Genomic DNA, 17,280 nt, shown 5'->3' with positions numbered 1-17,280 from the left:
GGCCGCGGCGCGGCGCCCTACTTGGCCGCCGCGGGCATCGCGACCACCAGCCGGTCGCGCTGCGCCAGCGACGGGAACAGCTTGAACCAGCCCAGCGCCACCATCATGGTTCCCACGCCGCCCACCACCACCGAGCCCACCGGCCCGAGCAGCGCCGCCGTGGCGCCCGATTCGAACTCGCCCAGCTGGTTGCTGGCGCCGATGAAGATCGAATTGACCGCGCTCACCCGGCCGCGCATGGCGTCAGGCGTTTCGAGCTGGACCAGGGTCTGGCGGATCACCACGTTGACCATGTCGGCCCCGCCGGACACGGCCAGCGCAATCAGCGAGACGATGAAGCTGCGCGAAATGCCGAACACCACCATGCACAGCCCGAAGAGCCCGACGGCCATCAGCAGCGTGCGGCCGATGTTGCGCTCGATGGGCCGGCGCGTGAGGGCGATCGACATCGCCAGCGCGCCCACCGCGGGCGCACCGCGCAGCAGGCCGAGCCCCCAGGGCCCCGTGTGCAGGATGTCCTTGGCGTAGATCGGCAGCAGCGCCACCGCGCCGCCCAGCAGCACCGCGAAGAGGTCGAGCGAGACGGCGCCGAGCACCGGCTTGCGCTTCCAGATGAAATCGACGCCCGCGAACACCGTGGCCAGCGTGACCGGCTCGCGCGCGGCCGGGGTGTAGGTATAGCGCAGCCGCAGCACCAGCGCACAGGCCACCGCGAAGCACAGCACGCTGGCGCCGTACACCACCGCCATGCCGGCCACGAACAGCAGGCCGCCGAGCGCCGGCCCGCCGATGATCGCGCCCTGCATGCCGGCCGAGCTGAAAGCCATGGCGCGCGGCAGCATCGCGGGCGGCACCAGCAGCGGCGTGAGCGCCTGTTGCGCCGGCATCTGGAAGGCCCGCACCGCGCCCAGCACCAGCGACAGGCCCAGCAGCAGGCCGCGCGTGTCGAAGCGCTGCACCACCGCGAGCAGCAGCACCAGCGCCACCAGCCCCTGCACCGCAAAGCAGGCCGCCACGATGCGGCCGCGGTGGTGGCGGTCGACCACATGGCCGGCCAGCAGCGCGAGCAGCAAGGCCGGCACGAACTGGTAGAGGCCCACCAGCCCGAGGTCCCAGGCGCTGCCGGTGAGTTCGTACATGTGCCAGCCGATGGCCACCAGCAGCATCTGCGAGGCCGCGGTGCCGAAGAGCCGTGCCACCCACATCTGCATGAACGCTCGCTCGCGCCGGAGTTCGGTGAAGCCCGGGGAAACGGGAGCGGAGGCGGGAGGAGAGGCAGGGCCGGACATCTGTTCGAGGATAGCCGAGGCTTCATGAGCTTCGCATGAGCGCAGCGCCAAGGTGCAGCAGCGAGCGCGGGCTCTGCTCTCTACACTCCGGGCTACTCATGCCGGACATCGACCTCATCCACGAAGACGCCCACCTGCTGGTGCTGAACAAGCCCGCCGGCCTGCTCTGCGTGCCCGGGCGCGGCGAAGACAAGCAGGACTGCCTGAGCGCGCGCGCCATGCGGCGCTGGCCCGATGCGCTGGTCGTGCACCGGCTCGACATGGCGACCAGCGGGCTGGTGCTGATGGCGCGCGGCGCGGCCATGCAGCGTGCGCTCGGCGACGCCTTTGCCGAGCGCCGCGTGCACAAGCGCTACGAGGCCATCGTGGACGGTGCGATGCCGGTGCAGGACGAATGGTCGGTCATCGACGCGCCGCTCATGGCCGACTGGCCCAACCGCCCGCTGCAGAAGGTGGACCCGGCCGGCAAGCCGAGCCTCACGCGCTGGCGTGCGCTGTCGTCTTCGTCTTCAGCGCCGGATGGAAAGACGCGGGCCTCGCACCTGCTGCTGGAGCCGCTCTCGGGGCGCTCGCATCAGTTGCGCGTGCACCTGCTGTCGATCGGCCATCCGATTCTGGGAGACGCGCTCTACGGCAGCGCCGATGTCCAGGCACGTGCGCCGCGCCTGCTGCTGCATGCCAGCGAACTGGGCTTCGTGCACCCGGTCACGCAGCAGAGCCTTTGCCTGCAGAGCCCGTCCGGCTTCGATTTCTCTCGCCTTACAGCCCGCCCTTGACCACGAGCACCGGCATGGGCGCGTCCTGCAGCACGCGCTGCGTGACGCTGCCCAGCAGCAGCTTCTCGATGCCGCTGCGCCCGTGCGAGCCCATCACGATCAGGTCGGCCGCAATGGCGATGGCGGTGTCGACGATGCCTTCGTGCACCACGTGGCCGTCGATCACGCGCTGGTCGCTGTGCAGGCCCTCGGCGGCGAGCGCCGCCACGCCGCGGGCGAGCGCCGCATTCGCGCTCGCGGTGGCTGCGGCCAGGTATTCGTTCTGGCCCAGCGCATAGTCCGCACCCACGCCGATGAAGGGATAGTTGTCGATCACGTGGATCAACGTGATGCGGCTTCCGAACGCCAGCGCCAGGCCGCTGGCCTTGCTGACCGCGAGCATGGAAGTTTCGGAGCCGTCGATCGGAACCAGGATGTGATTGAACATGGCGGACCTCACTTTTTCGTTCGCGGACAGGCGCGGCTCGCAACCGAGCCGGCCCCGAATTTAACCTCTGCGCCGGGCAGTGGCTGTAGGACTCAAGCCAGCGGGATCAATCCCCCTGGAAAGCCCCGGCGCGGCAGGTGACGACGAGTGTGTCGCGCCAGCCGGCGCCGCCCTCCTCGAGCGGCTGGATCGGCGTGGACTCGTGGATCACGCGCGCGTCGTCGAGCAGGAGCAGCGTCCAGGGCTCGGTCATGGTGAAGCGCTCGCCGCGGCGGCCGCTGGCTTCGAACACGCGCGTCTCGCCGCCCTTGATGCCGCTGCGCCCGACCAGCGCCACCGCCACCAGGTCGACGCCGTCGCGGTGCGCGCCTTCAGGCGTGGGCCGGCCGATGCCGCCCGCGGTGTCGATGCGGAACTGGTGCGCCTCGACGAACCACGGCTGCGCCGCCGCCGCGCCGCGCATGCCGCTCGCGGCTTCGCCCAGGCGCTGCAGCAGGCGCTGCCAGGCCGGCTGCGCCACCGTGGCTTCGTGCATGGGCGCGAACCAGCGCTGCATGCCGCCATGCAGCGCGTTGTATTCGACCGGCTGCCAGTGCGCGCGGTGCGGCGCCTGCACGATCGAATCGCCTTCGACCGTGAAGCAGGCGTGGCGCCGTGTGCGATAGCGGCCGCCGTCCTTCAGGTATTCGTCCGGCGGGAGATCGTTCCAGTCGGCATGCAGTGCTTCGAGCTGCGCAAGCGGCACACCCAGCCAGTCGCTCACGCCCTGCGGGCTCAGCACGGCATAGCCTTGCTCGCGCAGCGCGGCCTGCAGCTCGGCAGGCTGGACGAAGGGTGGAGCGAACGCGGCCGTGGTCACGACGCGGTGACCTTCACGTCCTTCCAGAACGCCACGCGGTCGCGGATTTCCTCGGCCTCGGGCTTCGGGTCGGCGTAGTACCAGGCAGCGTCGGTGTGGAGCTCGCCGTTGACCAGCAGCGAGTAGTAGCTGGCCGTGCCCTTCCAGGGGCAGGTGGTCTTGTGGTTGCTGAAGGTCACGTGGTCGCGATTGAGCGAGCTCATCGGGAAATAGTGGTTGCCTTCGACGAGCACGGTGTCGTCGCTTTCGGCGATGGTGACGCCGTTCCAGGTTGCTTTCATGTCTTGCACTCCAAGGGGCGGGGGGCGCGGGGCGCAGTTGGCGGATGCGGTGGCGCGCGGGGAAGGGATATTGTGCCCGTTGCTTTTGGGGGGCGAATCCATGGGGGCGGTATGCCGGCTATATGTTTTGGGTTCCTGGGCTTGTTTGAGTTTCGGGGCCGGGTCTCGCCCCGGCGGGCGACCTACTTTTCTTTGCTTCGCCAAAGAAACGTAGGCAAAAGAAAGGCGACCCCACTGTCTGCGTCCCTTCGCTTCGCTGCGGGCAACCTGCGGTGCTCGCGTTTCGCGGGGTCTCGCCCAAACTCGCTTCGCTCAAACAAGGGCGAGCCCTGATCCGCGAAACACTCCGCTCCTCGGCGCATACAGAGGGGAGGGCGAACCACACGGGCCTTTGCTTCGCTCGGCCACCAAGCCACTGCGGCGCGCAGCGCCGCGGTGGTTGGTATTGAGTTGGGCTCTTGGTATTGGGGCCGAGCGAAGCGAAGGCCGCCCGCTCCCACCCCTTCTGTATGCGCCGAGGAGCGCAGATGGAGGCGGGATCAGGGCCGCAGCTGTTTGAGCGAAGCGAGTTCTGCGGACCCCCGCCGGAATCGAGCACCGCAGGTTGCCCGCAGCGAAGCGAAGGGTCGCAGACAGTAGGGTCGCCTTTTCTTTGCTTACTTTCTTTTGGCGAAGCAAAAGAAAGTGAGTCGCCCGCCGGGGCGAGACCCGGCCCCGAAACTCAAAACAATTCAAGCCCCCAGCCAATGCACGCTGAAGAGCCTCTCCGGATCCGTCCACACCGCCCCCGGCCGGAACCCCGCCTTCACCGCCAGCGCCCGCAACCCTTCCACGGTGAATTTGTGCGAGTACTCGGTGTGGATGGTCTCCCCTTCCTCGAACGCAAACCGCTCGCCGTTCAGTGAAACGATCTGGTCCCGCCGGCTGACCAGGTGCATCTCGATGCGCTGCTTCGGCGCGTTGTAGAACGCCGCGTGCGCAAAGCCCTCGAGATCGAAGTTCGCGTCGAGCTCGGCATTGGCGCGCCGCAGCAGGTTGAGGTTGAAGGCCGCGGTCACGCCCTGCGCATCGTTGTAGGCGGCATGCAGGCGGGCCGGGTCCTTCACCAGGTCGACGCCGATCAGCAGGCCGCCGCCGCGCAGCATGCGCGCCGCGAGTTGCAGGAACGCCAGTGCCTCGTCGGGCTCGAAATTTCCGATCGTCGAGCCGGGGAAAAAACCCACGCGCTTGCCCGCACCGGCGAGCGGCGCGGGCAGCACCAGCGGCATGGTGTAGTCCGCCGCGATCGGCTGCACCGCCAGCTGCGGGTAGTCGGCCCTGAGCCGCTCGGCGGCGGCCGCCAGGTGCTCGCCGGAAATGTCGATCGGCAGGTAGCGCCTGGGCGCCTCGAGCGCATCGAGCAGCAGCCGCACCTTGGTGAGCGAGCCGGCGCCGAACTCGACGATCTCGGCGCCCGGGCCCACCTGCGCGGCGATCTCGCCCGCGCATTCGCCAAGAATGCGCAGCTCGGTGCGCGTGGGGTAGTACTCGGACAGCTCGCAGATGCGGTCGAACAGCTGCGAACCCGCGGCGTCGTAAAAATACTTGGGCGAAATGCTGCGCGGCCTGCGCGCGAGGCCCGCCTGCATCTCGCGGCCGAACTCGGAGAGCAGCGCCGCATTTTTTTCCGCGGCGGCAGGCGCGACAGGCTGGCGCTGCTGCGGCTGGGCGGCGGCAAACGAAAAGGAGGACGAGGAGCTTGGATTGCGCATGATTCAGATGTCTTTCGCGAGCCGCAGCCCCGAGAACTGCCAGCGCGCCGCCGGCGGAAAGAAATTGCGGTAGCTGGGCCGCGTGTGCCCGGCCGGCGTCGCCACGCTGCCGCCACGCAGCACCAGTTGGCCCACCATGAACTTGCCGTTGTATTCGGCCGCGATGCCGGGCATGGGCCTGAAGCCGGGATACGGGTCGTAGGAGGAGCGCGTCCACTGCCAGACGTGGCCGGTCATCTGCGAGATGCCGGGCGCATCGAAGGCCGCTTCCCATTCGAATTCGGTCGGCAGGCGCGCACCGGCCCATTCGGCATACGCGGCGGCCTCGTAGAAGCTCAGCTGCGACACGGGTGCATCGGCCTCCATCGGCCGCACGCCATGCAGGCCGAACACCTGCCAGCCGCCCTGCGGCTGCTGGGCCTGCAGCCGCGGGTCGTCGGCGGCCAGCCAGTAGGCGGGATGGCGCCAGCCCTGCGCCTGCACCGCCGCCCAGCCGTCGGAGAGCCAGAGCTCGGGGCGCTGGTAGCCGCCGTCGGCAATGAACTGCGCATAGTCGCCGCAGCTCACCAGCCGGTCGGCCATGGCATAGGGTTGCAGCAGGGCCGCATGGCGCGGCGTTTCGTTGTCGAAGGCAAAGCCCTGCTGCGGCCCCTCGTGGCCCACCTGCACCATGCCGCCGGGCTGCGGCAGCCAGCGCATGGCCGGCGGCACGGCAGCCAGCCGCAGCGCGGGCCCCGCCGCGGGCCGGTAGGCGGGCAACAGCGGGTTGCATGACAAGGCATGCAGGATGTCGGTGAGCAGCAGCTCCTGGTGCTGCTGTTCGTGGTGCAGCCCGAGCGTGACGATGGGCTCGATGGCCGCCCAATCGCGCTCGCCGTCGGCGCCGTCGAGCAGCGCGAGCACCGCCTCGTCGACATGGGCGCGGTAGGCATGCACCTCGTCCACGGAAGGGCGCGTGAGCAGCCCCCGCTGCGGGCGCGGATGGCGCGGGCCGAGCGCTTCGTAGTACGAGTTGAAGAGGTAATGGAACCGCTCGTCGAAAGGCCGGTAGCCCACCGCATGCGGCTGGAGCAGCACGGTCTCGAAGAACCAGGTCGTGTGCGCGAGATGCCATTTGGTCGGGCTCGCGTCGGGCATCGACTGGATGCACTGGTCTTCGGCGGAGAGCGGCGCGGCGAGTGCCAGGCTGGCGGCGCGCACTTCGCGGAACTTGCCGCGCAGCGCGCTCGCCGCCTGGGTGATCGGCCGGGAAAGCGTCATGGTGTCTCCAGTCGGGTCAACCGCAATTTGTAGCCGATGGCCGTTGCAAAGGCGCGTAGGACAAGTTCGCGCCCTTGGCACGCCGTGGGCCGGGGGGGAGGCACAGGCAACCATCGGTGGGGGGAGCCACTTTGGCACAAGATCGGCCGGCGTGCAGGGCGGCTGCGTATCATCTGTTCGATGCAAACGACCAACGCCTCCGCCCGCCCCCATGTCGTCATCGTCGGCTGCGGATTCGGCGGACTCGAAGCCGCCCGCCGGCTCGAACGCGCCGACGTGGACGTGACGGTGATCGAAAAGACCAACCACCACCTGTTCCAGCCGCTGCTCTACCAGGTGGCGACCGCCGGACTGGCCGCGCCGTCGATCGCGGCGCCGGTGCGGGCCCTGTTCCGCGCGCAGCCGCGCATCACCACGCTGCTCGGCGAAGTGAGCGCCATCGATCCGGCCGCGCGCGCGCTCCGGCTGGCCAACGGCAGCCTGGTGAGCTACGACCACCTGGTGGTCGCGGCCGGCGCGGCCCACAGCTATTTCGGCCATGACGAATGGGCGCCCCTGGCGCCGGGCCTCAAGACGCTGTCGGACGCCTTCGAGATCCGCCGCCGCGTGCTGATGTCCTACGAGGCGGCCGAAACCGCCACCGACCCCGAGCGCCGCCGCGCCCTGCTCACCTTCGTGGTGATCGGCGCCGGCCCCACGGGGGTCGAGATGGCCGGCACGCTGGCCGAGATCGCCAAGCACACGCTCTCCGGCGAATTCCGCCGCATCGACCCGGGGAGCGCACAGGTGCTGCTCGTCGAGGGCGGGCCGCGCGTGCTGCAGGCCATGCCCGAGAGCCTGAGCCAGAAGGCGCTGGAGCAGCTCCAGCGGCTGGGCGTCGAGGTGCGGCTCAATGCACGCGTGACCGCCATCGACGCCACCGGCCTCGAAGTGGAAGCCGGCGGCGGTGCCAGCGGCGCTCCGGCCACCAGCTACCGCATCGACAGCAGCTGCGTGGTGTGGGCGGCAGGCGTGGCGGCATCGCCGCTCGGACGCATGCTGGGCGAGGCGACCGGCGCCGAATGCGACCGCGCGGGCCGCATCAAGGTCGAGCCCGACCTGAGCCTGCCGGGCCATCCCGAGATCAGCGTGGTGGGCGACCTGGCCGCGGCCCTGAGCTACGCCCCCGGCAAGCCGCCCAAGCCGGTGCCCGGCGTGTCACCCGGCGCCAAGCAGATGGGCCGCGCGGCGGCCGCCAACATTCTTCGCCGCATCGCGGGCGTGCCGACCGTGCCTTTCCGCTACCGGGACTACGGCAACCTGGCCACCATCGGCCGCAATTCGGCGGTGGTCGACCTGGAAACGCCCTTGGGACCGCTGCGCTTCAGCGGCCGGCTCGCGTGGCTGTTCTGGCTGTTCGCGCACGCGTACTTCCTGATCGGGTTCCGCAACCGCATCGTGGTGCTGATGGACTGGGCCAGCGCCTACTGGAGCTTCCAGCGCAATGCGCGCGTGGTGGCGGACGTGCGGGGCAAGAGCGAGTCGTAGGCTCAGAACAGGAAGCGGTCCGGGTGGTCCTCGCGCTGGCGGCGCCGCCATTCCCAGGGCGGCTGCGGCCTGGCGCCGGCCCACAGCCCGAGCCGCTGCGCACGCGCGCTGTCCTGCAGCTTGAACAGTTCGCCGCCGCGGCGCGTGGCGATGCCGTTGAAGTCGTACACCCAGGCCCAGCCTTCGGCCACCATGCGGGTGCCCGCGTCCTCGCCGTTGCAGCGCACGTCGGCCACGGTGCGGCCGTAGCGGTCGGTGTCGCGCTCGGTGATGACCGCCTGCTCGAAATAGCAGATGCGGCTCAGCGCCTGCCTGCTGCGCTGGCCGTAGGGCTGCGCGCGCTCAGGTGCGTCGATGGCGGCAATGCGCACCTTGACCTCCTCGTAGGCACCGAGGCGCCCGCAGCGCGCGGTGAGCGTGTCGCCGTCGCTGATGCCGACCACCAGGCAGGTGCGGGACGAAGAAGCGGCCTGCGACAGCAGCGGCAGCAGCAGCAGCAACGCAAGACAAACGGCGAACGGAAAGCGCAGGCGCATGGGCGGGGAAGATCGGGCGGTCGAAGCCCCGGATTCTCGGCGCGAAATGCGCCGCGCCCCGGCCGCGAACCCGCTGTTACCGCGCGCCGTTCTCGTCTTCCTGCAGCAGCCGCCACATCACCTTGCCGCTGCCGCTCTTGGGCAGCGCGTCGACGAACTGCACCTTGCGCGGGATCTTGTAGACCGCCATGTTCTCGCGGCACCAGTCGATGATCTGCTGCTCGGTAGTGTCCTTGTGCGTGGCGCGCAGCACCACCACCGCCTTGACCGATTCGCCGCGGTAGTCGTCCCGCGTGGAAATGACGCAGGCCTCCTGGATCGCGGGATGGCGGAACATCAGCAGCTCGACCTCGGCCGGCCACACCTTGAAGCCGCTCGCGTTGATCATGCGCTTCAGGCGGTCGGTCATGAAGAAGTAGCCGTCCTCGTCCATGCGGCCCATGTCGCCCGAGCGGAAGAAGCGCTTGCCCTCGAACTCGACGAAGGCCGCCTGGGTGGCGTCGGGGCGCTTCCAGTAGCCCTGGAACACCTCGGGCCCGTGGATGATGATCTCGCCCGATTCGCCGATGGGCATTTCGGCCAGCGTGTCGGGGTCGACCACGCGCGCATCGGTGCTCATGAACGGAATGCCCAGGCACTGCTGCTTGGGATGGTCCGACGGGTTGGTGTGCGAGGGCGCGGCGGTTTCGGTGAGGCCGTAGCCCTCCTGGTACTTGAGGCCGTACTGCTCGAAGAGGCGCTGCGCCACGGCCTGCGGCATGGCCGCGCCGCCGCCGCCGATGTGCGTGATGCTCGACAGGTCGTAGCTCGCGAAGTTGGGGCTGGCCATGAGGTCGATCACCATGGTGGGGATGTTGGTCCAGCTCGTGACCTTCCAGCGCGAGATGAGCCGGCCCGCCACCTCGCGGTCCCAGCGCGGCATGATGACCAGCGTGGCCGCCGCGAGGATGGAGGTGTGCATCATGCTCACCACGCCCGTGATGTGGAACATGGGCACCACCGCCAGCACCACCGCTTCCGAGGTGGCCTGGCCCCAGAGCTGGCCGGCCACCGCGTTGTGCATGAGGCTCGAATGGTGGTGCACGCAGCCCTTGGGCAGGCCGGTGGTGCCGCTGGTGTAGGGCAGCAGCGCCATGTCGTTGGCGCCCACCACATGCTCGGGCGCGGCATGGCCCGCGGCCAGTGCGTCGGTCCAGGCCATGGCCTTGCCGCCCGCGAGCTCGGGCAGCGGATGGCGCGTGGCGAGCCACTCCTTCCAGGCCGGCGCCGGCGCGTCGTCGCCGCTCACATCGGCGTCGAAGGCGTCGGTGAACTGGGTCACGATCATGTGGGCCAGCTGCTGCGCGGGCGGCAGCGCGTTGCTGGCCTTGGCAAGCTCGCCGGCCAGGTCGCCGGTGGTGATGGCCACCTTGGCGTCGGGGTCGACGATGTAGTGCTTGAGCTCCTCGGCCCGGTTCATCGGGTTGACGGGCACCACCACCGCATTGGCGCGCAGGATCGCGAAATGAGCGACCACCAGTTGCGGGCAGTTCTGCATGTCCAGCACCACGCGGTCGCCGCGCTTCACGCCCAGGGCATGCAGCGTGCCGGCCAGCCGCTCGACCTGGTCCGCGAAGCCGCGGTAGCTCAGCACCCGGCCGAAGAAGACCAGCGCGGCCTTGTCCGGATAGCGCGCCGCCGAGGTTGCGAGGTTGTGCCACAGCGAGGTGGCGGGGACGGTGATCGAATGCGGCAGGCGCTTGGGCCAGAACTTGTGGTGCGGGCGTGGTTGCATGGTCAAGGCGGGCGGAGGGAGAGGGAGAGAAAGAAGACAGGCCGCAGCCTAAGCCGAGCCGCGCGCCGCTCCCATCGGGGAAGCCCCCGGACGCGTCACCTTGGCGACGCCCTGCGCGCATTGCTCGATCTTCGCGATCTTCTTCGCATGCGCCCTGCGACTACAGACAAGCGCGGCGTTCCGCGCGATACCTGCGTCTCCCACCACCCGTCACCCCGACCGAAGGAGAGTTTTCATGGCAGCAGACAAGCACGCAAGCGTTCACTGGGAAGGCGCCGGCAAGACCGGCAAGGGCCAGGTCAGCACCGAGACCGGCGCCCTCAAGGACTATCCCTACGGCTTCGCCAGCCGCTTCGAGGACGACAAGCGCGGCACCAACCCCGAGGAGATCGTCGGCGCGGCCCATGCGGCCTGCTTCACGATGGCCTTTGCCTTCGCGCTGGAGAAAGAGGGCTTCACCGCCACCCGCATCGACACCAAGGCCGCGGTGCGGCTGGCCAAGGACGGCGAAGGCTTCAAGATCGACCGCATCGCACTCGAGCTCGACGCCGCCGTGCCCAAGCTGGAGGAAGCGAAGTTCCAGCAGATCGCGGCCGCCGCCAAGGCCGGCTGCCCGCTGTCGAAGGCGCTGGCCAGCGTGCCGGAAATCACGCTGAAGGCGACGCTCGCCGCTTGAACCGCTGCTTATGATCGTCTCCACTTGAAGAAAAGAGGAGACGATCCATGACCCGCCCAGCCCGCACCGCCCTCGTGGCGGCTTTGTTTTCGATCGCGTCTTTCGGCCTCGGCGGCGCCGCCATGGCCGCCTACCCCGACAAGCCGATCAAGCTCGTCATCGGCTTTCCGGCGGGCGGCCCGCTCGACCAGCATGCGCGCCTTCTGACCGACAAGCTGCAGGCGGTGCTGGGCCAGCCGCTGATCGTCGACTACAAGCCCGGCGCGGGCGGTTCGGTGGGCGCCGATGCGGTCGCCAAGAGCCCGGCCGACGGCTACACGCTGATGCTGGCCAACACCGGCGTGGCCGTGATCAACGGCGCGCTCTACAGCAAGCTGCCCTACAACACGCAGCGCGACTTCGTGCCCATCGCACGCACCGCGATGCAGCCGCTGGCCCTGCTGGTCACGCCCAAGCTGCCGGTGCAGAACCTGCGGCAGTTCATCGACTACGCCAAGGCGCGGCCCGGCCAGGTCAACTACGGCTCGGCCGGCAACGGCGGCATCAGCCACCTGGTGCCGGAGATGTTCAAGACCGCCACCGGCATCTTCATGGTGCACATCCCGTATCGCGGCAGCGCCCCGGCCTTCACGGACCTGATGGCCGGGCAGGTGCAGTTCATGGCCGAGTCGATTCCGCAGGCGGCCAACTACCACAAGCAGGGCAAGGTGCGCGCACTGGCCGTGACCAGCCGCGAGCGCAACCCCGCGCTGCCGGATGTGCCGACGGTGATCGAGTCGGGCGTCAAGGGCTTCGAGGTGGTGGGCTTCTACGGTTTCTTCGCACCCAAGGACACGCCCAGGGACGTGGTCGCCAAACTCAGCGACGCGTTCAAGCAGGTGCTGACGAGCGCAGAGGTGCGCGACCGGATGGTGAGCCAAGGGGCGGACCCGGCCTTTCTGGGCAGCGAGGACTTCGCGCGCTTTCTTGCCACCGAGACGCCGCGCTGGGACAAGGCGGTGAAGGCTTCGGGCGCGCGGATGGATTGATTGCTGGCTCTTGTTTCAGGGCGGCGTGCACAGGCCACCGGGTACTCCCCTCCGCGAATGTCCCCCGCCTTCGGCTCCTCCTTTATTTCGCTGCGGGGAGCACCCGATGCCCTGTGCACGAGGGCACGCTCGTTGTGCATCGCTGATCAACGACCGCTGCGCATAACGCACCCGCTGATGGGGTGCCTTGCGCAGCGAAATTAAGGAGGAGCCCGAAGGGCGGGGGACATTCGCGGAGCAAGGTACCCCGTCGGCGGGAGCGCGCCCTGAACAGCAGCGCCTTGAAAAGCAGCGCCCTTGAAAAACAGCACCCTGAGCCCCGCGCCATGCACCACCGGCACGCAGCGCCGGCCCATTTCGGTGCACATAGCTTGCATACCAGTTGGCACAAAAGCTGCTGGTATGCATGCCAATGTCTACATCCGCATCCGAAATCAGTGCACGCATCGTCGAGGCGGTGATGGCGCAGAAGCTCGCGCCGGGCTCGCGCCTGGGCGAGCAGCCGCTGGCCATGCTGTTCGACTGCAGCCGCACCATCGTGCGCGAGGCGCTCACCCGGCTGGCGGCGCGCGGCATCGTCACGGTGAGTGCGCGGCGCGGCTGGTTCGTGATCGAGCCCTCGCAGGATGAGGCGCGCGAAGCCTTCGAGGCCCGGCGCGTCATCGAGCTCGGCCTGATCCGCAGCACGGGCAGCACCGGCAAGATCGACAAGGCCGCGCTGCGCCAGCTGAAGGCGCACCTGCAGCGTGAAAAGGCCGCACTGAAAGAGAGCGACGTCGGCAACCGCAGCTTCCTGCTCGGCGACTTCCACGTGTGCCTGGCCGAATGCCTGGGCAACACGCTCTTGGCCGACACGCTGCGCGACTTCACCGCGCGCACCACGCTGATCGCCATGCTCTACCAGTCCACGCACGACGCCGTGCAGTCCTGCGAGGACCATGTGCAGATCGTTTCCGCCCTCGAGCGGGGCGACCACGCCGCCGCCGAGGCGCTGATGGCCGCGCACATCGGCACGGTGCAGTCGGCGCTGCGCGTGCAGGCGCCGACCGATCCGCTCGCGCAGCTGCGCGACGCGCTGGCGCCGCTGCAGCAGAAGAACAAGAAAACCGCCGCGGCCGTTCCCCGGCGGCGCAAGGCCGCCGCGCCCTCCCCCGACGACACCGATTCATCGACTTACCTAGGAGCCCTGCTATGACTTTCTCTTCGTCCAAACGCCATCTCTCGCTCGCGCTTGCATCCGTTGCCATGCTGGCGGCGGCAGGTACGGCCCAGGCCCAGAACGCGCTGGACAACGTGCTGAAGGCCAAGACCATCAAGATCGCCGTGCCCACCGACTATCCGCCCTACGGCTCGGTCGACAGGAACATGAAGCCCCAGGGCCTGGACGTGGAAATGGCCGAGCTGATCGCCGCCAAGCTCGGCGTGAAGGTCGAGCTGGTGCCCGTGACCAGCGCCAACCGCATTCCCTACCTGCAGACGCGCAAGGCCGACCTCGTGATCTCCACGCTCGGCAAGAACCCCGAGCGCGAGAAGGTGATCGACTTCTCCGCCGCCTACGCGCCCTTCTTCCAGGCCGTGTATGCCTCCAAGAGCATGAAGCTCACGAGCTTTGCCGACATGGCCGGCAAGACCGTTGCTGTGACGCGCGGCGCGATGGAAGACCAGGAACTGAACAAGGTGGCGCCGCCGAACGTCGACTACCGCCGCTTCGAGGACAACAACGCCACCATCGCGGCCTTCGTGGCCGGCCAGACGCAGACCCTGGCCACCAGCGCGGCGGTTGCCGGCGACATGCTCGCCAAGAATCCGAAGGTGAGCGCCGAGTTCAAGCTGCTGCTGAAGGACAGCCCCTGCTTCGTCGGCGTGGCCAAGGGCGAAACCGCTTTGAAGACCAAGGTCAACGAGATCATCGCGGCCGCCAAGAAGGACGGCACGCTCGACGCCATGTCGAAGAAGTGGCTCGGCAAGGCCGCCGGCGACCTGCCGGTCTGAGCCTCGCTCGCTGAACCCCGAACAAAGGCGCGGCCATGGAATTCGACTTCGGTGCTGTTCTCGTCGACTGGCGGCTGCTCGCCAAGGGCATCGCGTGGACGGTCGGCCTGACGGCCATCGCCACCGTCATCGGCATGGCCGTGGGCGTGGCCTGCGCCTGGGCGCGCGCCAGCGGGCCGGCGTGGCTGCGCTGGGTGGTCGGCAGCTATGTGGAGCTGATCCGCAACACGCCCTTCATCGTGCAGCTGTTCTTCATCTTCTTCGGGCTGCCCGCGGCGGGCGTCAAGCTCACGCCGGAGGTGGCATCGATCATTGCGATGGTGATGAACCTCGGGGCCTATTCCACCGAGATCATCCGCGCCGGCATCGAGGCCACGCCCAAGGGACAGATCGAGGCGGCCGTGAGCCTGGCGCTCGACAAGGTGCAGGTGTTCACCCGCGTGGTGCTGCCGCCGGCGCTCAAGAAGGTGTGGCCCGCCATGGTGAGCCAGATCATCATCGTGATGCTGGGCTCGGCCGTGTGCGGGCAGATCTCCACCGAGGAGCTGAGCTACGCGGCCAACCTCATCCAGAGCCGCAACTTCCGCGCCTTCGAGGCCTTCATCGTCGCCACGCTGCTCTACCTGGCGCTGGCCGTTGCGCTGCGCAGGCTGCTCAACTGGGCCGGGCCAAGATTCTTCTTCGGCCGCTGAACGCAGGACGCCACCACCATGGTCGATTTTTCTCTCTGGGACATCCTGCGCAACCTGCTGATGGCGCTGCGCTGGACCGTCGTGCTCTCGCTCATCGCCTTCATTGGCGGCGGGCTGGTGGGCGCCCTGCTGCTGTTCCTGCGGCTGCGCGGCGGCAGCGCCACGGGCCGCGCCGTCGGCCTCTACGTGCAGCTGTTCCAGGGCACGCCGCTGCTGATGCAGCTGTTCCTCGCCTACTTCGGCATTGCGCTGTTCGGCATCGACGTGTCGGCGTGGACCGCGGCCAGCGTGGCGCTCACGCTCTACACCAGCGCCTTCCTCACCGAGATCTGGCGCGGCTGCGTGGCCGCCATTCCCAAGGGCCAGTGGGAGGCCTCGGGCAGCCTGGCGCTGAGCTTCAGCGAGCAGATGCGCCACGTGATCCTGCCGCAGGCGGTGAAGATCGCGATCGCGCCGACGGTGGGCTTCCTGGTGCAGGTGATCAAGGGCACGGCGCTCGCCTCGGTGATCGGTTTTGTCGAGCTCACCAAGGCCGGCAGCATGATTTCGAACGCCACCTTCCAGCCCTTCGTGGTGTTCAGCTGCGTGGCGCTGCTTTATTTCGTGCTGTGCTTCCCGGTAAGCCTGTACGCCAAGAATCTCGAGAGGAAATCTCATGGCCGCCGTGCTTGAATCCCAGACCTTTGCCGCGCCGATCGTGCGCGTGACCGCGCTGCGCAAGTCGTATGGCGCCAACGAGGTGCTCAAGGGCATCGACCTCGAGGTGAAGCGCGGCGAAGTCATCGCCATCATCGGCAAGAGCGGCTCGGGCAAGAGCACGCTGCTGCGCTGCATCAACGGGCTCGAGGTGTTCCAGGAAGGCTCGCTCACGGTCGATGGCAAGCCCCTGCTGCACGAGAGCGCCATGGCCATGCGCGAGCTGCGCCAGCGCGTGGGCATGATCTTCCAGAGCTTCAACCTGTTTCCGCATCTCACGGTCGGCAAGAACGTGATGCTCGCACCCACGCTGGTGAAGAAGCGCAGCGGCATGGAGGCGGCTTCGCAGGCGCGCAAGCTGCTCGAACGCGTGGGCCTGGCCGAAAAATTCGACGCTATGCCCGAGCAGCTCTCGGGCGGCCAGCAGCAGCGCGTGGCCATCGCCCGCGCGCTGGCAATGGAGCCGGCCGTGCTGCTGTGCGACGAGATCACCTCGGCGCTCGACCCCGAGCTGGTGGGCGAGGTGCTGCGCGTGGTGGAGTCGCTGGCCGACGAAGGCATCACGCTCCTGATGGTCACGCATGAGATGAGCTTTGCGCGCAAGGTGAGCGACCGCGTCATCTTCATGCACCAGGGCCGCGTGCACGAGATGGGGCCGCCGGCCGACATCTTCGGCAATCCGCAGACGGCCGAGCTGAAGCAGTTTCTCTCGTCGCTGCACGACTGAAGCGGTACGCGGGCGCCGCGCTACGTGCGGCCGGAGCGCGCACGCGCCGGCTTTCGCACGGCCATGTCCGGCGGCGCTTCGAAGTTGTCGTCCTCCCCCAGCCCGGTGGCCACGCCGAGCCGGGCCGCCAGGTGCGCGGCGTCGTAGGGCGCGTGCACCTTGACGTCGTTGTCGAAGTAGCAGAACATGTCGCGCCCCTTGCGGCCGGAGAGCCGGCGCGAAGGCACGGCCAGCCTTGCATCCTTCACCTGCCGTCCATGTCGCCAGGCGTCGATGCGCTCGGCCCAGCGGTCGAGCGCGGCATCGTCGTAGCCGCTCGCGTAGAGCTCCTTGTCTCCGTGCAGCCGCATGTAGACGAAGTCGGCGCACAGGTCTTCGAGCAGCGGCCAGCGCCCCGCCGTGTCGGCCACCACCAGCGCGACGCCATGGCGGCGCAGCATCGCGATGAAGTCTGCATTCGCGAAGCTCGCATGGCGCACTTCCACCGCATGCCGGATGCGCAGCTTTGCGGGCGCCTTCAGCAACGCACGCTCGTCGCTGAGCTTCTCGTTGTGCTGCCGCGCGAGCTTGAGGGCGGAGCGGCCGTCCCTGGGCAGCAGCGCCAGGAATTCCTCGAGGCGATCGGCGTCGTAGGCGAAGGACGGCGGCAGCTGCCAGAGGATGGGCCCGAGCTTGGCGCCCAGCGCAAACACGCCCGAGGCAAAGAAGTTGGCCAGTGCGGCGCGCGGTTCCTTGAGCCGCAGGTTGTGGGTGATGTAGCGCGGCCCCTTCACCGCAAACACGAAATCCTCGGGCGTCGCGTCGTGCCATGCCTGGTAGGACACGGGGCGCTGCAGTGAATAGAACGAGCCGTTGATCTCGATGGTGGGCAGCATGCGCGATGCAAAGTCGAGCTCGAGCCGCTGCGGGAGCCCCTTGGGATAGAAGCGGCCGCGCCATGGCGCATAGCGCCAGCCAGAAATTCCGATTCGCGTCGTGCCCTGCATCGT

18 protein-coding genes are annotated in these 17,280 nt (G+C 68.6%); 9 read left to right on the top strand and 9 right to left on the bottom strand.

Annotated features, from left to right (window positions below; genetic code table 11):
• Nucleotides 1-17 precede the first annotated feature (17 nt).
• Nucleotides 18-1,211 carry an MFS transporter gene (locus tag AC1DSC_RS19520; RefSeq protein ID WP_307591921.1) on the bottom strand — a complete coding sequence of 398 codons (1,194 nt, stop codon included), beginning with the start codon at nt 1,209-1,211 and terminating at the stop codon, nt 18-20.
• 176 nt (nt 1,212-1,387) lie between these two features.
• Here AC1DSC_RS19520 and AC1DSC_RS19515 point away from each other — a divergent pair, with 176 nt between their 5' ends.
• Nucleotides 1,388-2,065 (top strand): RluA family pseudouridine synthase, encoded by a 678-nt coding sequence (locus AC1DSC_RS19515; RefSeq protein ID WP_369663156.1) that lies wholly within the window; start codon nt 1,388-1,390, stop codon nt 2,063-2,065.
• On the opposite strand, the gene AC1DSC_RS19510 is transcribed toward AC1DSC_RS19515, so the two are convergent.
• From AC1DSC_RS19510 to egtB, 5 genes are all read right to left on the bottom strand, one after another.
• Nucleotides 2,049-2,492: a universal stress protein gene (locus AC1DSC_RS19510; RefSeq protein ID WP_015866434.1), complete on the bottom strand. Its 444-nt coding sequence runs from the start codon at nt 2,490-2,492 to the stop codon at nt 2,049-2,051. The two genes, AC1DSC_RS19515 and AC1DSC_RS19510, sit on opposite strands and share 17 nt — an antisense overlap.
• Before the next feature lie 106 nt (nt 2,493-2,598).
• Nucleotides 2,599-3,351, bottom strand: a complete 753-nt coding sequence (locus AC1DSC_RS19505) for a 2OG-Fe dioxygenase family protein (RefSeq protein ID WP_018906259.1) — start codon at nt 3,349-3,351, stop codon at nt 2,599-2,601.
• Nucleotides 3,348-3,632 (bottom strand): DUF427 domain-containing protein, encoded by a 285-nt coding sequence (locus AC1DSC_RS19500; RefSeq protein ID WP_015866436.1) that lies wholly within the window; start codon nt 3,630-3,632, stop codon nt 3,348-3,350. Before AC1DSC_RS19500 ends, AC1DSC_RS19505 begins: the two co-directional genes overlap by 4 nt.
• 731 nt (nt 3,633-4,363) lie before the next feature.
• Nucleotides 4,364-5,383: an L-histidine N(alpha)-methyltransferase gene (egtD, locus tag AC1DSC_RS19495; RefSeq protein ID WP_369663158.1), complete on the bottom strand. Its 1,020-nt coding sequence runs from the start codon at nt 5,381-5,383 to the stop codon at nt 4,364-4,366.
• 3 nt (nt 5,384-5,386) lie between these two features.
• On the bottom strand, nt 5,387-6,643 hold the full coding sequence (egtB, locus tag AC1DSC_RS19490) for an ergothioneine biosynthesis protein EgtB (RefSeq protein ID WP_369663159.1): 1,257 nt from the start codon (nt 6,641-6,643) through the stop codon (nt 5,387-5,389).
• Between the two features lie 180 nt (nt 6,644-6,823).
• Here egtB and AC1DSC_RS19485 point away from each other — a divergent pair, with 180 nt between their 5' ends.
• Nucleotides 6,824-8,170 carry an NAD(P)/FAD-dependent oxidoreductase gene (locus AC1DSC_RS19485; protein WP_015866440.1) on the top strand — a complete coding sequence of 449 codons (1,347 nt, stop codon included), beginning with the start codon at nt 6,824-6,826 and terminating at the stop codon, nt 8,168-8,170.
• A gap of 2 nt (nt 8,171-8,172) precedes the next feature.
• On the opposite strand, the gene AC1DSC_RS19480 is transcribed toward AC1DSC_RS19485, so the two are convergent.
• Both AC1DSC_RS19480 and AC1DSC_RS19475 read right to left on the bottom strand, forming a co-directional pair.
• The gene (locus tag AC1DSC_RS19480) at nt 8,173-8,706 is read right to left on the bottom strand and encodes a thermonuclease family protein (RefSeq protein ID WP_278875802.1); all 534 of its coding nucleotides are present in this window, start codon (nt 8,704-8,706) and stop codon (nt 8,173-8,175) included.
• A 76-nt stretch (nt 8,707-8,782) separates the two neighbouring features.
• Nucleotides 8,783-10,480 (bottom strand): long-chain fatty acid--CoA ligase, encoded by a 1,698-nt coding sequence (locus AC1DSC_RS19475; RefSeq protein WP_369663160.1) that lies wholly within the window; start codon nt 10,478-10,480, stop codon nt 8,783-8,785.
• A 235-nt stretch (nt 10,481-10,715) separates the two neighbouring features.
• On the opposite strand from AC1DSC_RS19475, the gene AC1DSC_RS19470 reads away from it, so the two are divergent.
• From AC1DSC_RS19470 to AC1DSC_RS19440, 7 genes are all read left to right on the top strand, one after another.
• Nucleotides 10,716-11,156 (top strand): OsmC family protein, encoded by a 441-nt coding sequence (locus AC1DSC_RS19470; protein ID WP_369663161.1) that lies wholly within the window; start codon nt 10,716-10,718, stop codon nt 11,154-11,156.
• A 47-nt stretch (nt 11,157-11,203) separates the two neighbouring features.
• Nucleotides 11,204-12,184, top strand: coding sequence for a Bug family tripartite tricarboxylate transporter substrate binding protein (locus AC1DSC_RS19465; protein ID WP_369663162.1), 981 nt, complete (start codon nt 11,204-11,206; stop codon nt 12,182-12,184).
• A gap of 412 nt (nt 12,185-12,596) precedes the next feature.
• Entirely contained in the window at nt 12,597-13,379 is a 783-nt protein-coding gene (locus AC1DSC_RS19460) for a GntR family transcriptional regulator (RefSeq protein ID WP_369663163.1), read from the top strand.
• Nucleotides 13,376-14,176, top strand: a complete 801-nt coding sequence (locus AC1DSC_RS19455; protein ID WP_307596246.1) for a transporter substrate-binding domain-containing protein — start codon at nt 13,376-13,378, stop codon at nt 14,174-14,176. The genes AC1DSC_RS19460 and AC1DSC_RS19455 overlap by 4 nt, the downstream gene beginning before the upstream one ends.
• 35 nt (nt 14,177-14,211) lie before the next feature.
• Nucleotides 14,212-14,868 carry an amino acid ABC transporter permease gene (locus AC1DSC_RS19450; RefSeq protein WP_015866447.1) on the top strand — a complete coding sequence of 219 codons (657 nt, stop codon included), beginning with the start codon at nt 14,212-14,214 and terminating at the stop codon, nt 14,866-14,868.
• An 18-nt stretch (nt 14,869-14,886) separates the two neighbouring features.
• Entirely contained in the window at nt 14,887-15,540 is a 654-nt protein-coding gene (locus AC1DSC_RS19445; protein ID WP_369663164.1) for an amino acid ABC transporter permease, read from the top strand.
• A complete protein-coding gene (locus AC1DSC_RS19440) occupies nt 15,524-16,291 on the top strand; it encodes an amino acid ABC transporter ATP-binding protein (RefSeq protein WP_018905539.1) in 768 nt (255 codons plus the stop codon). Before AC1DSC_RS19445 ends, AC1DSC_RS19440 begins: the two co-directional genes overlap by 17 nt.
• A 20-nt stretch (nt 16,292-16,311) precedes the next feature.
• On the opposite strand, the gene AC1DSC_RS19435 is transcribed toward AC1DSC_RS19440, so the two are convergent.
• Nucleotides 16,312-17,277, bottom strand: coding sequence for a DUF72 domain-containing protein (locus AC1DSC_RS19435; protein ID WP_369663165.1), 966 nt, complete (start codon nt 17,275-17,277; stop codon nt 16,312-16,314).
• Between the last annotated feature and the right edge of the window lie 3 nt (nt 17,278-17,280).

The sequence above is a fragment of the Variovorax sp. 01N425 genome (assembly GCF_056399465.1).
Note: the sequence above shows the minus strand (reverse complement) of the source record. Positions and strands in the feature narration are given on the sequence as shown.

Excerpts from the sequence above, each read along its gene's own strand:
- AC1DSC_RS19520 (WP_307591921.1), bottom strand. The coding sequence starts at position 1,211 with ATGCAGATGTGGGTGGCACGGCTCTTCGGCACCGCGGCCTCGCAGATG.
- AC1DSC_RS19515 (WP_369663156.1), top strand. The coding sequence starts at position 1,388 with ATGCCGGACATCGACCTCATCCACGAAGACGCCCACCTGCTGGTGCTG.
- AC1DSC_RS19510 (WP_015866434.1), bottom strand. The coding sequence starts at position 2,492 with ATGTTCAATCACATCCTGGTTCCGATCGACGGCTCCGAAACTTCCATG.
- AC1DSC_RS19500 (WP_015866436.1), bottom strand. The coding sequence starts at position 3,632 with ATGAAAGCAACCTGGAACGGCGTCACCATCGCCGAAAGCGACGACACC.
- egtD (WP_369663158.1), bottom strand. The coding sequence starts at position 5,383 with ATGCGCAATCCAAGCTCCTCGTCCTCCTTTTCGTTTGCCGCCGCCCAG.
- egtB (WP_369663159.1), bottom strand. The coding sequence starts at position 6,643 with ATGACGCTTTCCCGGCCGATCACCCAGGCGGCGAGCGCGCTGCGCGGC.
- AC1DSC_RS19485 (WP_015866440.1), top strand. The coding sequence starts at position 6,824 with ATGCAAACGACCAACGCCTCCGCCCGCCCCCATGTCGTCATCGTCGGC.
- AC1DSC_RS19480 (WP_278875802.1), bottom strand. The coding sequence starts at position 8,706 with ATGCGCCTGCGCTTTCCGTTCGCCGTTTGTCTTGCGTTGCTGCTGCTG.
- AC1DSC_RS19475 (WP_369663160.1), bottom strand. The coding sequence starts at position 10,480 with ATGCAACCACGCCCGCACCACAAGTTCTGGCCCAAGCGCCTGCCGCAT.
- AC1DSC_RS19470 (WP_369663161.1), top strand. The coding sequence starts at position 10,716 with ATGGCAGCAGACAAGCACGCAAGCGTTCACTGGGAAGGCGCCGGCAAG.
- AC1DSC_RS19465 (WP_369663162.1), top strand. The coding sequence starts at position 11,204 with ATGACCCGCCCAGCCCGCACCGCCCTCGTGGCGGCTTTGTTTTCGATC.
- AC1DSC_RS19460 (WP_369663163.1), top strand. The coding sequence starts at position 12,597 with ATGTCTACATCCGCATCCGAAATCAGTGCACGCATCGTCGAGGCGGTG.
- AC1DSC_RS19455 (WP_307596246.1), top strand. The coding sequence starts at position 13,376 with ATGACTTTCTCTTCGTCCAAACGCCATCTCTCGCTCGCGCTTGCATCC.
- AC1DSC_RS19450 (WP_015866447.1), top strand. The coding sequence starts at position 14,212 with ATGGAATTCGACTTCGGTGCTGTTCTCGTCGACTGGCGGCTGCTCGCC.
- AC1DSC_RS19445 (WP_369663164.1), top strand. The coding sequence starts at position 14,887 with ATGGTCGATTTTTCTCTCTGGGACATCCTGCGCAACCTGCTGATGGCG.
- AC1DSC_RS19440 (WP_018905539.1), top strand. The coding sequence starts at position 15,524 with ATGGCCGCCGTGCTTGAATCCCAGACCTTTGCCGCGCCGATCGTGCGC.
- AC1DSC_RS19435 (WP_369663165.1), bottom strand. The coding sequence starts at position 17,277 with ATGCAGGGCACGACGCGAATCGGAATTTCTGGCTGGCGCTATGCGCCA.